This is a genomic window from Corallococcus macrosporus DSM 14697, from assembly GCF_002305895.1.
Classification (GTDB): domain Bacteria; phylum Myxococcota; class Myxococcia; order Myxococcales; family Myxococcaceae; genus Myxococcus; species Myxococcus macrosporus.
This window is the reverse complement of record NZ_CP022203.1, coordinates 6248326-6262077: the sequence shown is the minus strand read 5'-3', so window position 1 is coordinate 6262077 and position 13752 is coordinate 6248326. Positions and strand designations below refer to the sequence as shown.

The 13752-nt window shown below is 68.8% G+C and carries 12 protein-coding genes and 2 pseudogenes; 6 read left to right on the top strand and 8 right to left on the bottom strand.

The window, feature by feature from the left end; all coding sequences use genetic code 11:
* Nucleotides 1–214: 214 nt before the first annotated feature.
* Nucleotides 215–487: a DUF6289 family protein gene (locus MYMAC_RS36970; RefSeq protein WP_157757545.1), complete on the bottom strand. Its 273-nt coding sequence runs from the start codon at nt 485–487 to the stop codon at nt 215–217.
* Between the two features lie 369 nt (nt 488–856).
* Between MYMAC_RS36970 and aqpZ the strand changes: the two genes are divergently transcribed.
* Complete coding sequence (gene aqpZ / locus MYMAC_RS24950; RefSeq protein ID WP_095959902.1) at nt 857–1693, top strand: aquaporin Z; 837 nt, start codon at nt 857–859, stop codon at nt 1691–1693.
* Nucleotides 1694–1782: 89 nt separating this feature from the next.
* Entirely contained in the window at nt 1783–2418 is a 636-nt protein-coding gene (locus tag MYMAC_RS24945; protein WP_095959901.1) for a LysE family translocator, read from the top strand.
* A 3-nt stretch (nt 2419–2421) separates the two neighbouring features.
* Here the strand turns inward: MYMAC_RS24945 and MYMAC_RS24940 are convergent, their stop codons facing one another.
* Nucleotides 2422–3072, bottom strand: coding sequence for a hypothetical protein (locus MYMAC_RS24940; protein WP_095959900.1), 651 nt, complete (start codon nt 3070–3072; stop codon nt 2422–2424).
* 112 nt (nt 3073–3184) lie between these two features.
* On the opposite strand from MYMAC_RS24940, the gene MYMAC_RS24935 reads away from it, so the two are divergent.
* Nucleotides 3185–4147 (top strand): hypothetical protein, encoded by a 963-nt coding sequence (locus MYMAC_RS24935; protein ID WP_095959899.1) that lies wholly within the window; start codon nt 3185–3187, stop codon nt 4145–4147.
* A 931-nt stretch (nt 4148–5078) separates the two neighbouring features.
* On the opposite strand, the gene MYMAC_RS24930 is transcribed toward MYMAC_RS24935, so the two are convergent.
* From MYMAC_RS24930 to istB, 3 genes and pseudogenes are all read right to left on the bottom strand, one after another.
* The gene (locus MYMAC_RS24930) at nt 5079–6290 is read right to left on the bottom strand and encodes an ISAzo13 family transposase (RefSeq protein WP_095959898.1); all 1212 of its coding nucleotides are present in this window, start codon (nt 6288–6290) and stop codon (nt 5079–5081) included.
* A gap of 348 nt (nt 6291–6638) precedes the next feature.
* A pseudogene (locus tag MYMAC_RS24925) lies at nt 6639–7553 on the bottom strand (IS256 family transposase); the annotation flags it as partial.
* A gap of 131 nt (nt 7554–7684) precedes the next feature.
* The gene (gene istB / locus MYMAC_RS24920) at nt 7685–8437 is read right to left on the bottom strand and encodes an IS21-like element helper ATPase IstB (protein WP_420810050.1); all 753 of its coding nucleotides are present in this window, start codon (nt 8435–8437) and stop codon (nt 7685–7687) included.
* Between istB and tnpA the strand changes: the two genes are divergently transcribed.
* From tnpA to tnpC, 3 genes are read left to right on the top strand one after another with little or no spacing between them, the layout of a single operon-like run.
* Nucleotides 8429–8764, top strand: coding sequence for an IS66 family insertion sequence element accessory protein TnpA (gene tnpA, locus MYMAC_RS24915; protein WP_095961422.1), 336 nt, complete (start codon nt 8429–8431; stop codon nt 8762–8764). The two genes, istB and tnpA, sit on opposite strands and share 9 nt — an antisense overlap.
* A complete protein-coding gene (gene tnpB, locus MYMAC_RS24910) occupies nt 8761–9102 on the top strand; it encodes an IS66 family insertion sequence element accessory protein TnpB (RefSeq protein WP_013938504.1) in 342 nt (113 codons plus the stop codon). Before tnpA ends, tnpB begins: the two co-directional genes overlap by 4 nt.
* Nucleotides 9103–9137: 35 nt before the next feature.
* Complete coding sequence (gene tnpC, locus MYMAC_RS24905) at nt 9138–10877, top strand: IS66 family transposase (protein WP_239988999.1); 1740 nt, start codon at nt 9138–9140, stop codon at nt 10875–10877.
* A gap of 11 nt (nt 10878–10888) precedes the next feature.
* Here the strand turns inward: tnpC and MYMAC_RS24900 are convergent, their stop codons facing one another.
* From MYMAC_RS24900 to MYMAC_RS24890, 3 genes and pseudogenes are all read right to left on the bottom strand, one after another.
* Nucleotides 10889–11056 (bottom strand): hypothetical protein, encoded by a 168-nt coding sequence (locus tag MYMAC_RS24900; protein WP_239988998.1) that lies wholly within the window; start codon nt 11054–11056, stop codon nt 10889–10891.
* Nucleotides 11057–11109: 53 nt separating this feature from the next.
* Nucleotides 11110–12699: an IS21 family transposase gene (gene istA / locus MYMAC_RS38420; protein ID WP_275663011.1), complete on the bottom strand. Its 1590-nt coding sequence runs from the start codon at nt 12697–12699 to the stop codon at nt 11110–11112.
* Nucleotides 12700–12849: 150 nt separating this feature from the next.
* Nucleotides 12850–13119 (bottom strand): annotated as a pseudogene (locus tag MYMAC_RS24890) (transposase); the annotation flags it as partial.
* Nucleotides 13120–13752 lie beyond the last annotated feature (633 nt).

The window sequence follows — 13752 nt, the reverse complement described above, 5'->3', positions numbered from 1 at the left end:
GGATTGCGCGGTTCCGTGGGTGACGCTGACCCCGCTTCCCGAGGGGACTCGTCGGCCCGTGCGCGCCTCGCTCACTCGAGTTGGCGTGTTGCCCCATGTGGCCTTGACGCACCCAGGACGTGGCGCCTGAGCGTGGTAGGCCCGGCGGCGTGCGGTGGGTGTCTTCCCGATGGGGCTACGGCCCGCTCCAGGCGCGCTGGAGCGGGCCGCGTCGTCAAGGACAGGGGTTGTCCCAAAGCACTTGACGGTACGAGGTGCGGATGCCTTCACGCTGAGGCGTGCCGCCGCACCAGCAGGTTTCGTAGCCGACCTGGGTGGTGTAGGTCGCGTCACTGTAATACCTGACGGCGAAGTCCGAGAGGCAGAGGAGGCGGTCTTCCCGAGTGGCAAGGCTCGGCGAATCAGCCTCCAGTCCGTTCTCTCCGACTCCGCCGCATCCTGAGAGGAGCCCAGCAGCAAGCGCGCCTGCGATGACGAACGTCTTCATGCTTCCTCCAAACGCACGATTGGGTTGTGCGTTTTTCCAATGTTAGCGCGAATAGCTTGTTTGAGCGGGCTTGCCCTCGGAATGGCTGCGACTTTCGGACAGTCATCACCGCTGGCCTCACCGTGGGCACACCGCCCCCTGTGCCTTGTGTCTTGGAAGGGGGGCTCGTGGGGGCATGCGCCCGCGCCTGAAAGTCAAAGCGTGCGTGTCTGTGTATGTCAGGGGAGGCGGAGGGCCGTGGGCCGCGCACGTGGGGCCGCTCAGCGGCCGTGACGCGGTGCTCCGCGTTGTCGTCTCCCGGTTCATGGACAGCGTGCCTGGAAGAATGCGCTGAGGCGTGGCGTCTGGGCGCGCGAAACGAGGCGGACCATGGATGCAACCACGGACAGGGCCGCGCTGGCTCGGGCTGGCAAGCACCACCAACATGAAGCCGTCCGGAAGTACGTTGCCGAGTTCATCGGGACGTTCGTCCTGGTGCTGGGCGGCGTCGGGGCGGCCGTGCTGGCGGGGGACCACATCGGCTTCCAGGGCGTGGCGCTCGCGTTTGGCCTGTCGCTGCTGGCCATGGTGTACGTGATTGGGCCCATCTCCGGCTGCCATGTGAATCCGGCGGTGACGCTGGGCCTCCTGCTCACGGGGAAGATGGAGGGCAAGGACGCGGCCGGCTACATGGTGGCGCAGTGCGCGGGGGCCATCGTCGCGGCGGGCGTGGTGCTGCTGATTGCCGGGGGCATGCCCGGGGGCTACTCGGTGGCGGCGCAGGGGCTGGCGACCAATGGCTATGGTGCCGCCTCGCCGGACGGCTTTGGCATGGGGTCGGCCTTCCTCACCGAGGTGGTGCTCACCTTCCTGCTCGTCTTCACGGTGCTGGGCGCCACGGACGCGCGCGCGCCGGTGGGCTTCGCGGGGCTGGCCATTGGCCTGGTGCTGACGCTCATCCACCTGGTGGGGATTCCGGTGACGAACACGTCGGTGAATCCGGCGCGCAGCCTGGGGCCGGCGGTGTTCGCGGGGAGCGTGCCCCTGGGGCAGCTCTGGCTGTTCATCGTGGCCCCGCTCCTGGGAGGCGCCACCGCGGCGGCGGTGTACCGCACGGTGTTCCGTCCTTCCGTGCCCATCAGCGCGGAGGAGGCCGAGCGGGCGCTGCGGCGCGAGCGTGAGGCGCGAATCGCGGACGAGCGGGCGGGGACGCGCGCGCCCGTCTGAGGCTGGGCGTCGCTTTTCGCGGCGGGCTCCGGCGAGTACGGTGACGGGACACGGGGCCTGGCCGGCATGCCCCTCCTGGAGTCGCCACCATGCTCTTCGATTTGACCCGCCTCACCGCATACCTCCTGGCGGTGCTCGCGCTCATCCTGACGCCCGGGCCGGACACGATGTACGTGCTGGCCCGGAGCCTGGGGCAGGGGCGCAAGGCGGGCATCGTCTCCGCGCTGGGCATCTTCGTCGGGTGCCTGTTCCACATCGCGGCGGCGGCCTTCGGCCTGTCGGCGCTGCTCGCGACGTCCGCGCTGGCCTTCACCGTGGTGAAGTGGGGCGGAGCGGCCTACCTGGTGTGGATGGGCGTGCAGATGCTGCGCGCCCCGGACGCGGCCCCCGAGGAGGTGCGGGCGCTCCCGGCCCTGGGGCTGCGGCGCATCTTCCGCGACGGCGTGGTCACCAACGTGCTGAACCCGAAGGTGGCCGTGTTCTTCCTGGCCTTCCTGCCGCAGTTCGTGGACGCGTCCGCGGGCTCGACGGGGCTCCAGTTCCTGGGGCTCGGGTTGATGTTCTCCGTCACGGGCACGTCGTGGCTGGTGGTGCTGGCGGCGTCGGCGGGGGCCTTCGGGGGCTGGATGCGGCGCAACCCGCGGGTGGCGGCGTGGCAGAAGCGCGTCACGGGCGGCGTCTTCGTGGTGCTGGGGGCTCGGCTGGCGTTGCAGCGCCAGGCGTAGGCATCAGACGAGCGCCTTGACGACCACGTAGAGCACGTAGAGGGCCCACGGGATGGCGGCCAGCAGCCCGAGGATGCCGAGCAGGCCGGCCCAGACGGGGTAGCCCTTGCGCCACGGGAGGAGCAGGAAGGTGCCTCCGGCGAGCGCGGGCAGGGGCAGGAGGTTGAGGGCGGCCAGCTTGGCGCTCATCAGGCCCCAGGCGCGGAGCAGGTCGCCGTCCTGGAGGAGCGCCAGGAAGCGCTCCACGCGGCCGGGGAGCAGGGAGGGCTCGAAGGGGAGGGCGAAGCCGCTCAGGAAGTGGCGCAGGCCCTCCGAGGGCCCCAGGCAGGCCATGGCGATGGCGACCTGGAGGACCCAGGGCAGGAGGATGACGGCGGCGTGCAGGGGCGGGGCGAGCTGGAGCAGGCGGCTCCTGGCGGCGGCGCCCTCGGCGGAGGGCTCGTCGAAGCTGACCGCGCTGCCGAGCGCCAGGGGGCGGAAGGCCCAGAGGATGCTCCCCAGGCGGGCGGAGAGCAGGGTGGGGCCGTAGCCGAGGACGACGGACACGGGCCGGACGCCCAGGGTGCTGGCCACGGCGGCCTGCGCCAGCGCCCAGAGGGCGTTGACGGCGAAGAAGAGCATCCAGAGCCAGAAGAGGAGGGGCAGGCGGTCCATGCAGTGCGTCCCTGTCTACCATGACCCGGGGTGGCATCCGGGAGGGGGGTGGGCTCCAATCCTCCTGGAGCGTGGCGCCGCGTCTCTGGTAGGCATCCGGGCCGAGGAACTCATGGCCTACGGCATCGCGAATCACCTCTGGATTCATGGGAGCCCGGACCGGTCCAGGGTCCGGCAGTGGATGGACGCCTCGCTGGGGACGTCGTTCGGGGAGCAGCCTCGGAGCGACATCGTCGTCGCGGACGTCTTCCAGTTCGGGCCGGCGCTGACGCTCATTGACGTGCAGGTGCTCGGTGCGCCGCGCGTTGTGGAAGGCGAGGCGGAGGCGGCGGAGCAGGACGGCTTCCTGACGCGCGTGGCCAGCCTGGCGAAGGAAGCGGGCTTCAAGTGCACGCGGGTGTGGATGGGCGACGTCGGCACCATGGCGTGGGAGCTGGAGTCCCAGGGCGAGGAAGGCGCGCCCGTCGGTGCGAAGCGGGAGGACGAGGCGCTGCGCACGCTGGGGCCGGATGGATGGTCCGTGGACCCGCTGGCGCCCGTGGTGGCGCGCGAGGTGATTCGGAGCATCGTCAAGCTGCCGCTGGAGGAGGTCCACCACTACATCGACTGGGCGGTGAGCTGCCGCAGCGCGATGGCGGCGGGGACGCCGGTGGAGGGCTTCAACCTGACGCGCGCGTCGAGGCTGATGGCCACGCACTACCTGGTGTGGAAGGGGAAGGTACTGCCCAAGCCGACGCCGGTGAGCGAGATGGCGCCGAAGCTGGGCCGGGCCCGGAGGATGCGCAGGGCGGCGACGTTGGTGCCTGCGGCGCGCGTCTGGGGGCTGGTGCTGTTGGTGGCCTTCGTGGTGCCCGCGGTGCTGTACCACGTCATCTTCGCCCCGCCGGTGGAGAGCCCGGTGAAGGGCTTCGTGCTCAGTGGCGTGATGACGCTGGTCTGGGCCCTGTTCGCCTTGGTGCGCTTCGATGACTTCCAGGGGCGGCCGGTGCGCCTACCGTGGAGGGGGGCGCTGTTTGTCGGTGGCCAGATCGTAGTGGGGGCGCTGATGTGGTGGCTACATGGGAGGCCACATTGACAGCCTCGGTGCTGGGGCGCTGATGGCGGCTAAAACATAGAGTTCTTATGGCCCGGCTCAATGCATTGGGGCCGAAAGTGTGATAGTCTCTACGCAGTGCGCGAGGGGGACTGCAATGCTTGACTATCAAAAGTCATTGCCCACATATCGGGCGGTTACTGGGCACGCTGTAGGGGCATTGAATGCACTTCGACGTGTTGTAGGGCAACATGCACGATACAATTATCATCTCAAAGTGGGATTTACATCCATGCCGGAGACCCGCTGGAGGAGTCATAAGTCTGCGGGCTGGGAGGAAATGATAGTTCTTTATCGGACAGCTAGCGTGGTATCTGCCAAACGAGTGGAGTCTATTCTCGTCGAGCATTTGTGGTCAAAGTGGGCACGAAGCCGACTGCACAACACTCGGAATGGTGGCGGTGGGAGCTACAGCGAGGGCGGACCGCAGTACGTGTACCTTCTAGTCTCCGCTGCTTGGCGGAAGCGTGCCCGCTGTCATGGCTTGTGTAAGGGGTGTTTTTACGACTCCTGATGTTACTTGCACAACTTCGCGAAGTTCCCAGAGGCCGATCTTGGGAGCCTACGCGGCGTCGGCAGAGTGGACAGGGACCGATGCGGCGCAAAGTAGCTGTTGATGGAGACGCCGCGCTTCAGCCAGTAGCCACTGCCTCCTTCTCCGGTGGAAGTGCTGTACGGAGCGCGAGGAGGCGGCGATCAACCACGCAGATCGTGGCGCGGTGATAGAAGCCCCCTCGCCCAGTACCTCACCGATTTACTGGGAACACCTCTCAATCCGCTGTACCGCGGCGGCGTTCATAAAGGAGTCCATCCCTGCTTTATGAGTGGGGCGGGTAGCGGCCGATGCAACCAAGGCCCGCCCGCCCAGTTCTCTGTCGCACGCTTCACCTGCGACTTGGGGCCTGATCAGAAATTAATTATCCATTCGGGGCTTGAGGACGTAGTTCCAGTCACCATGGAAGGTAGCGCGGACGAGGTGGAGTTCGTGCATGGCCTCCGGAGAGACGCTGACTCCTGTGCGGTAGCGCCGTCGGTCCAGCCGTGCTTTCACCTTCAAGCCCTTGGTGTTGGTCGTGGTGCCGATGAGGTTCACCACCGTCTCGTAGTCCTCCAGGGGGCGGCCTCTCCAATTCAGACTGATGTGGCTGAAGAGGCGATGCTCCACCTTGTTCCACTTGCTCGTACCGGGCGGGAAATGACAGACGCTGATGCAAAGCCCCGTCGCGTCCGCCAGCCGCTGCAGCTCGGCCTTCCAGACCCGGATTCGCGCGCTGTTGCTGCCGCCCGAGTCCGCCGTCACCAGGAGTTCCTTCGCCTCGGGGTAGCGCGCATGGCCCATTTTGCGCCACCACGCGCCGAGGCTGTTGACGGCGAAGACGGGCGTGTCGTGGTCCACCCCCACCGACACCCAGGCGCTGTTGTCCCCGATGTCGTACACACCGTAGGGAATCGCCTTGCCCACCGCTGTGTCTGGGAAGTCATGCGTCAGGCTCAGCACCGGCGCCCCCGCCGGCTGCCATTCACGGCCTCCATTCTTGAACTCCCCCACCAACTCCTTCTTCTTCGTGTCCACCGAAACGGCGGGCTGTCCCCGAGCCTGGAACTCCTGCACCTGAGCGTTGATGTGCTCGAACTGGGCGTTGCGGTCCGGGTGCGACTCTCCCTCCAACGACTTGGAGATTGCCTGCAAGCTGTAGCCCTGGCTCTTGAGCAACTCGCCCACCTTCTGGGGGCTCACTTTGTAGCCGTGCTTCTCCAACGCCGCAGCCAGCATCCTCGTGCTCTTGCACGTCCAGCGCAGCGGCGACTCCGGGTCGCCCCGAGTCACCGGGTCCACCAGCGACTCCAGGGTTTCGGTCAGCCCCGGCTGGGCCACCTCCACTGGCGGGCGCCCAGCGCCCTTGCGCCGCACCCGCACCAGCGCTCCTTCAGGCCTCTTCCCGCTCACCTCGTCGCGCCCCGCGCGCACCGTCATGCGCGCCAGTCCCGTCGCCCGGGCGACCGCTGTGACGCCGCCTCGTCCCAGCGCGAGCGCCTCGGCGCCTGCCCAGCGGCGCGTCACCCGCTCATCCATGACGTCCCGGAGTGCCTGGTAGCGCTCCGCCACGGCCTTTTCCGCGTCCATGCCCGGCCAACATGCTCGGTTGCTCGACCATTCCCCTATTCGGCTAACTAATATCCCGACAGGCCCTTACCTCTGACGCAGTTGAGTTAGTCAAGGTGTGACACGGCGCCGTGCACTTCTCAATTGCGAGGAGTTCCAGGCGCCATGAAGCGCACTGTGCTTCCGGCCACGGCCGCGAAGACCACCTCTGTATTTCCTAGGGTCTTGAGCGGCCCCGGTGACCAGCCCAGCCGCGGCGATGGCCAGACGTCTACTGTCCAGCCCTCGGGGATGTGGAACAGGGTCAAGTCCCGAATCCTGTGTAGTTGGTTCGGAGGGGGTTCGGGGGAGGAAGGCTCCTCGGCGGCATCATGCAGCGGCGGTGTCAGGGGTTGATTTCAGCAGGGACATGTCGAGGTATCGGCGGTCATCCCAAACGCCGGTGACTTCAAGTGCGACGGCGATGATGAGGCGCAGGGCGCTGGCGCGGTCCGGGAAGGCACCGACGCCGCGGATGCGGCGCTTCACCTCGCCGTGGAGGCGCTCCAGGCCGTTGGTGCTGCGTAGGCGCTTCCAGTGGGCCTTGGGGAAGGCGAAGAAGCAGGTGGCGGCGGCGAAGCCCTCGCGCAGGCACTCCATGGCCTCTGGCAGGTGGCGTCCCAGCCCCTCTTCAAGGGCCTCCAGCCGCTTCCTGGCGTCCTCAAGGCTGGGGGCCTCGAAGACGGCCGACGTCTCCTTGCCCAGGCGCCCACGCAGCCTCCAGGGCGCCTTGGCGAGCACGTTCCGGGTGAGGTGCACGGTGCAGCGCTGCAGCCGCGCCTCCGGCAGGGCCTGGCGGGCCGCGGCGGCCAGTCCCGCGTGTCCGTCGGCGATGACGAGCCGCACGCCTCGCAGCCCTCGCTCTAGCAACTGGCGCAGCAAGTCCAGCCAGGAGTCCGCCGACTCGCTGCCACCCAGCGTCACCGCCAGCAGGTGCCGGTGCCCATCCTCGCCCACACCGTAGGCTACCAGGGCGGAGACGTTCTGCACCGTGCGCGCCCACCTGGCGTCGAGGAAGGTGGCATCCAGGTACAGGTAGGGGATGGCTTGGGTAAGGGGCTGGGTACGCAGCGCCTCCACCTTCTCCTCCAGCGTCCTCGTCACCCGGCTCACCGTCGAGCGCGAGACGGCCTCCCCCATGAGGGCACGCGTCACCTTGCCCATTTTCCTCGTGGAGACGCCCTGCACGTAGGCGCTGGTAATCGCCTCGTCGAGTTCCCCAGTGCGCCGCTTGTAGCGGCCCAGTGTCAAGGCTCGGCCAATCAGGTCGCTGTTCGGTTCGGCCAATCAGGTCCGGACGTGAAGCGCCCAGGAATCGCGACGGAGTGGGCCGCGCGGGTTCGGCCAAACCGGTCCGGCAGGGGCTCCGCCAGGTGTCAGCGTGCGGCGGTGTCAGCGTGGGCCGCGCGCGGTGCTCGGGTGCGCTTGGCGAGCGGTGGGTTGCGGTAGCTGTCACCCTCGATGGTGAGGACATGGGAGTGGTGCAGCAGTCGGTCCATGGCGGCGCTGGCCAGCAGTGCGTCACCAAACAGCGGAGGCCACTCCTCCAGGGCGCGATTGGAGGTGATGCAAGTGGCCGCACGCTCGTAGCGACGACGGATAATCTCGTACAGGTCGACACCCTCCTCACCCGTGAGGGGCCGCAGTCCGAGGTCGTCGATGATGAGCAGGGCTGGCGTGGTGAAGCGCAGGAGGCGCCGCTCGTAGCTGTTGTCGGCGCGTGAGGCGCGCAACTGCGTGAGCATGTCGTGGGCGCTCACGTAGAGGACGGCGTGGCCGGCGCGGCAAGCTCGCTGTCCCAGCGCCTGGGCGAGGTGACTCTTGCCGACGCCCGCCGGGCCCACCACGAGCACGTTCTCGTGCCGCTCGACAAAGGTGCAGGTGCCCAACTCCAGCACCTTGGCGCGCGGGACGGAGGTGTTGAAGGAGAAGTCGAAGTCCTCCAGGGTGCTGGGCCGCTCGAAGGCGGCACGGCGCAGGCGCACGTCCAACTGCTTGCCGTCGCGCCGCTCCACCTCGTCGGCCAGCAGTCGGTAGAGGAATTCCGTCAGCGACAAGTTGGTATCCGCTGCACGAGCCCCGTCTGGAGGGGATGAGCCGGAGCGCGCAAGGTGGCGCGCATGGCGAATGCGGAGCTGTGGAAGAAGCGAGTGGAGGAGTGGCGCACCAGTGGGCTGAGCGCGGAGGAGTACTGCCGTGGGAAGGAGTTCACGCCCAGCCCGCTGTACCGGTGGTCGAGTCGGCTGGCGAAGGCGGGGCGTGGAGAAGCGGAGGCGGCGGTGCCGCTGGTGAGGCTGGTTACTTCCCCGGCCCGCGAGGAAGCCGCACCTGGTGCAGGACTCGTCGTCATTGAGGCGCACGGGGCGCGGGTGCTGGTGCCCGCGGGGGCGGACGTGGCGACGGTAGGCGTGGCGCTGGCGGCGCTGGGTACGGCGAGCCGGGGCGGGCCGCGATGATTCCGCACGGCGTCGAAATCTTCCTGGGCCTGGAGCCGATTGACTTGCGCTGGGGCTTCGAGCGGCTGTCTGGGTTGGTGGAGGAGAGGCTGGGACGCAAGCCTCGCAGCGGCGCCCTCTTCGTCTTCTTCGGCAAGCGGCGCACGGCGCTGAAGGTACTCTTCTACGACGGCACGGGGCTGTGCCTCTTCTACAAGCGGCTGGACACCGGCTGCTTCCAGGTGCCGCGAGGGTTGGAGGAAGGCGCTACCAGCCTGGCGGTGGAGGAGCACGTGCTGGAGGAGTTGCTGGACGGGCTGCGCGTGGAGGCGCCCAGGCGCGGCCCTCGCCCACATTGAGAGGAGCCAGGCGCACCACCGCGCGGGGGCACCAGGTGGGTGTCGACAGCGCGGTGGTGAGTGGTTACAAGGCCGCGGTGTCCACGCACGAGTCTCCCATTTCCGCGCAGGCGCGCATCGCCGAGCTCGAGGCGCTGTTGAGCGCCGAGAGGCAGCGCGCCGCGCAGTTGGAGAGGGAGCGGGACGTGCTGAAAGCCTCGCACGAGAGGCTGCGGCTGGAGTTGGAGTTACTCAAGCGCCGCCTCTTCATGGCCAAGGCGGAGCGGGTGGACACCCAGCAGTTGGAGTTGGAATTCGCCCAGAAGCTGCGCGCCCTGGAAGAGGTGGCCGGCACACTGGGCATGGCCTCGGCGGAGGCGTCAGGCGGCGCGGGGGCGAAGCAGAAGTCCAAGCCCAAGGGCCGGCGGGACTTGAAGAGTCTGCCGCTGGAAGAGAGGCGGGTGGTGATTGCGGACCCTCTCTTCGACGAGCTGGTGGCCCAGGGGAAGGCGGAGAAAATCGGCTTCGAGGAGAGCTGCAAGCTGGCCTGGCAGCGCGGCGGTATGCGGCGCCTCGTCATCGCCCGGGTGAAGTACCGCACGGTGGGGGCCGACGGGGAGGCCACGCTGGCCTCGGCCATGGCGCCCAAGGAAGTCTTCTTCCGCTGCCTGGCGGCGCCCTCGCTGCTGGCCCACCTGGCCACCGAGAAGTACTGCGACGGGCTGCCGTTGTTCCGCATGGAGAAGCGCCTGGCCCGCGACGGCGTGGCGGTGGACAGGGGGACGATGGCGCGGTGGCTGGAGGACATGGGCGCCACCCTGGGCACCACAGTGGTGGCCGCCATGCGCGAGGAGGCCCTGGCCACCGCCTTCTGCATCGCCACCGACGCCACGGGCGTGGCGGTGCAGCCGGCCCCCACCGAGGGGCCGCGTCAGGCGTGCCGACGCGGCCACTACTTCGTCCAGGTAGTCGACAGGGACGCCGTCTTCTTCGAGTACACGCCGAAGGAGACGAGCGCCGCGGTGCTGGAGCTCTTCAAGGGTTTCAAGGGCTACGTGCAGGCCGACGCCAAGAGCGTCTACAACGCCCTCTTCCGTCCCGCCGAGGACGCGCCCGCTGACGGCGAGGAGGGGGTGTGTCAGGAGGTGGCGTGCTGGGCGCACTGCCGCCGGGGCTTCTGGGAGGCGGCGACGGCCAAGGACGTCATCGCCAGGGAGGGGCTGGCGCGCATCAGTCGCCTCTTCCAGTTGGAAGCGACATGGAGGGACAAGCCCCCGGAGGAGATTCACCGGCTGAGGCATGCCCACCTGCGTGCGCACGTGGACGCCTTCTTCGTCTGGGCCCAGGAGGAGTACGAGAAGGTGCGGGAGCAGCGCGGCCTCTTGCGCCGGGCCCTCGGCTACGCCGTGCGCCAGCGCGAGGCGCTGCGCTGCTTCCTCGACGACGGACGGCTGCTGCTTGAGAACAACCGCTCCGAGAGAGAATTGAGAAGGATTGCCGTCGGACGCAAGGCCTGGCTCTTCGTCGGGAGCGATGACCATGCCGAGCGCGCCGGCCACCTCTTCACCCTCATCGCCACCGCGCGACTGCACGGACTCGAGCCCGAGACCTACCTGCGCGACATCCTGCGCGTGCTGGCCCACTGGCCCCACCAGCGCTACCTCGAGCTCGCTCCCAAGTACTGGGCCGCTACGCGCGCTCGCCTCCTCCCCTCCGAACTCGACGCCGAGGTGGGCGAACTCACCGTCCCGGCGCCGGTTGCGGCCTCGCCCGAAGAGCAGTCGTCGCCGCGCTGAAAGCGTCCCATTCACGCCGCCAGCATGCGGCGTCCGTCCGGCCTACGGAAGACGGGGCTCGTGCAGCGCATACACAAGTTGGCGTCGGCCGCCTCCCGGCAGCGCACCTCGAGGGACTGCAGCAGCCCGGACAGGCGCAGCTTCTTCAGCACGGGGACGAGCTCGTCATAGGTACTCATGCGGGGGGACACTCCTTGAGCGGGGTGGGACTGCGGGGACAGCGAGGGGGGCGCTAACGCAGCAGCGTGCGCACGTCGCGCGCGTAGCGGGGAGCCGGCGGCGCAGCAGTGGCGGCGGGCGTGGCGATGGCCAGGTGCCCGTCCTGGGGCAACGGCTGCAAGTCCAGGCCTCGGCGCAGGATGTCCTTGAGGCCCTGGTAGCGCAGGTTGCCGAAGTGCAGCGCCCGGCGGCACGCGGCATCGGCCCGCTCTCGCGGGAAGCCCTCCAGGTGCACCACCATGGCCTGCACGCAGCGCAGCTGGCTGAGGACGTCATCGGCGTCGAAGACGGCGCGCACGTACGCCTCGGTGTGAGGGCCCAGCCGGGCCGCCCGCGCCTCCCAGTGGCCGCGACTGCGGTGGCGCAGGGCCGCGCGCGCCTCGGGCAGGTGGGCCTCCACGGTGCTGCGGTGGCCCTCGCCGCGCAGCGGGTGGGTGGCCACGCGCTCGTCCTGGGCGTACACGCGCACGTCGTGGGCGGTGACGCACAGCCAGACGCGCTGGCCGATGAGGCGCCAGGGCACCGAGTACAGCCGTCGGCCGTACATGACGTGGGCGTCTCTGTGCACGCGGGCCTCGTGCCACACCTCGGGCGCCCACGCGGCCGCCGGCAGCGCACGCAGCGCCGCGGCCTCGGCCTGCTGGAAGAGGAGGCGCGGCTGGCGCCCCGTCGTGCCGTGCACGCGCACCGACGCCACGTCCCGCAGCCAGCGCTGCAGGGCGGCCTCGCACTCGCGCGCGTCCTCCCCGGCCCGCCCGGCGAAGAAGTTGCCCTTCACATAGCGCACGCCCGCCTCCACCTTGCCCTTCTTCTCGGGGGCGCGAGGTGGGGCCGGGTCGACGATGAAGCCGTAGTGACGCGCCAGCGCGCGGTAGCTGCGTTGCAGGGCCCTCTCCCCGTCCACCCCGAAGGCCGCGCGTACCACCGCCGCCTTGAGGTTGTCGGGCACCACGCAGCGGGGCACCCCGCCGAAGTACGCGAAGGCGGCCTCGTGGCAGCGCAGCCACGTCTCCACGCGCTGGTCGAACACCAGCGTGGCGAAGAGGTGGCGGCTGTAGCCGAGCACCATGACGAACACCCAGGCGCGCCGCAGCGTCCCCGTGTCCGCGTCGTACAGCCGGCCCACTTCACCGAAGTCCACCTGCGCCACCTCGCCCGGGGCCGTCTCCACGGGGATGGCGACGTCCTCTTCACTCACGCCCTGCGCCCGACGCACGCTGCCCACCAGGCGTTTGACGGCCGAGAGGCTGCCTACCGGCACCCCTGCCTCCATCTGCAGCCGGGTGAAGATGGCCTGCGGCTGCAGGCCTTTGGCCACCCACGATTCCACTTGGGCTCGGTGCGCCTCCAGGCTGGACGTCTGCTGAGGCGCTGGCGGGGCCGCGGGCCGCGCCACCAGCACCGCGGCCTTGAGCACCTCGAGTTCGGGCAGCACCTGCACATCGCCCCGCAGCAGCCCCGCCGCCTCCAGCACGCGGCGGTAGTTGCGCTCCACGTCCACGCCCATTCGCAGCACCCGGGCCACTTGCCGCGCGGGTGTGCCCAGGCGGTGCAACCGCACCAATTCCTGCAGCCGGTCCATCTCCACTCTCCGGTTACTCACGCCACTTCCCTTTCCTTGGGAAGCCAGCGTGGCCTGTCGGCACGAGGCCCGGGGGACCGGTTTGGCCGAACCGGTGCGGACCGGTTTGGCCGAACTCACCCCGACCGGGTTCGCCGAACTCCGGAGGACCTGTTACGCCGAGCTACGACAGCCCAGCACGTCCCCCGCGCTGCCGCTGTGCCGGGTGCGCGGCACCGCCACGTCCACGGCCCCCGCCGTCGTCACCAACGTGCGCAGGTAGCTGCCGTTGCGCACGTCCGCCCGGCCCACCATCCGCTGCCACCGGCCAGCCCCCACCAACTCCCGGACCTCTTCCTCCAGCAGCGCCTCCAGCGTCATCCGAATGGCGCCTCGAAACAGCGCCCGCAGGTCGGCCTGCACCTCTTCGTGCGCGGGGGATTCGAACTCGGTATCGTCCACGTCAGGGAACTCCTCGGCTCCCCTGCCAGGGGGAGACCGTCTCGGTTGGTTTCACCGAGGAGCTTCCCTCTTTCCCGCTCGTCCCTCATCACCATCTACACACTTATAGGGACACGACCGTGGAACAGCTGAGCAACGTCCTTGATGCGGACGGGCGACCCCGTCGTGGAGGGATGGGATCCCGAGAACTCAAACGCCGGGATATGGAGGTGGTGGTAACTAGGCGGTCCACCCTCCATCTCAATGGAAACCCAGATGCGCAAGTCCTCGCAGCCTAGGAACTCGGGCAGGTAGAAGCGTCCCCTGCGCAACTCGGCATAGACGCTTGGGTCTACTACATGAACTACCATGCGGAGGTCGCCTGCCGACCTTGTGGCGCGCACAGAGTCGCCAAATGCGCTGGCCATTTCGGCCAGTGCGTGAACTGGTCGGAAGGGCGGTAGCGCATCGTTGCCATGCAAGTCCGGGCCGCTGGCGAACAACTGGGCATGCAATGTGGTGAATCCGGCTTGCTGTACGTGAACCAAGAGTTCCCGCGTCGCCCAGTACACCGCTGCCAGGGTGCGCTCCCCATCAATCGCGAGTTTCCTGGCGGAAGGTCTTCCTTCCCGCGCAACGACGGCGAAGATGGGA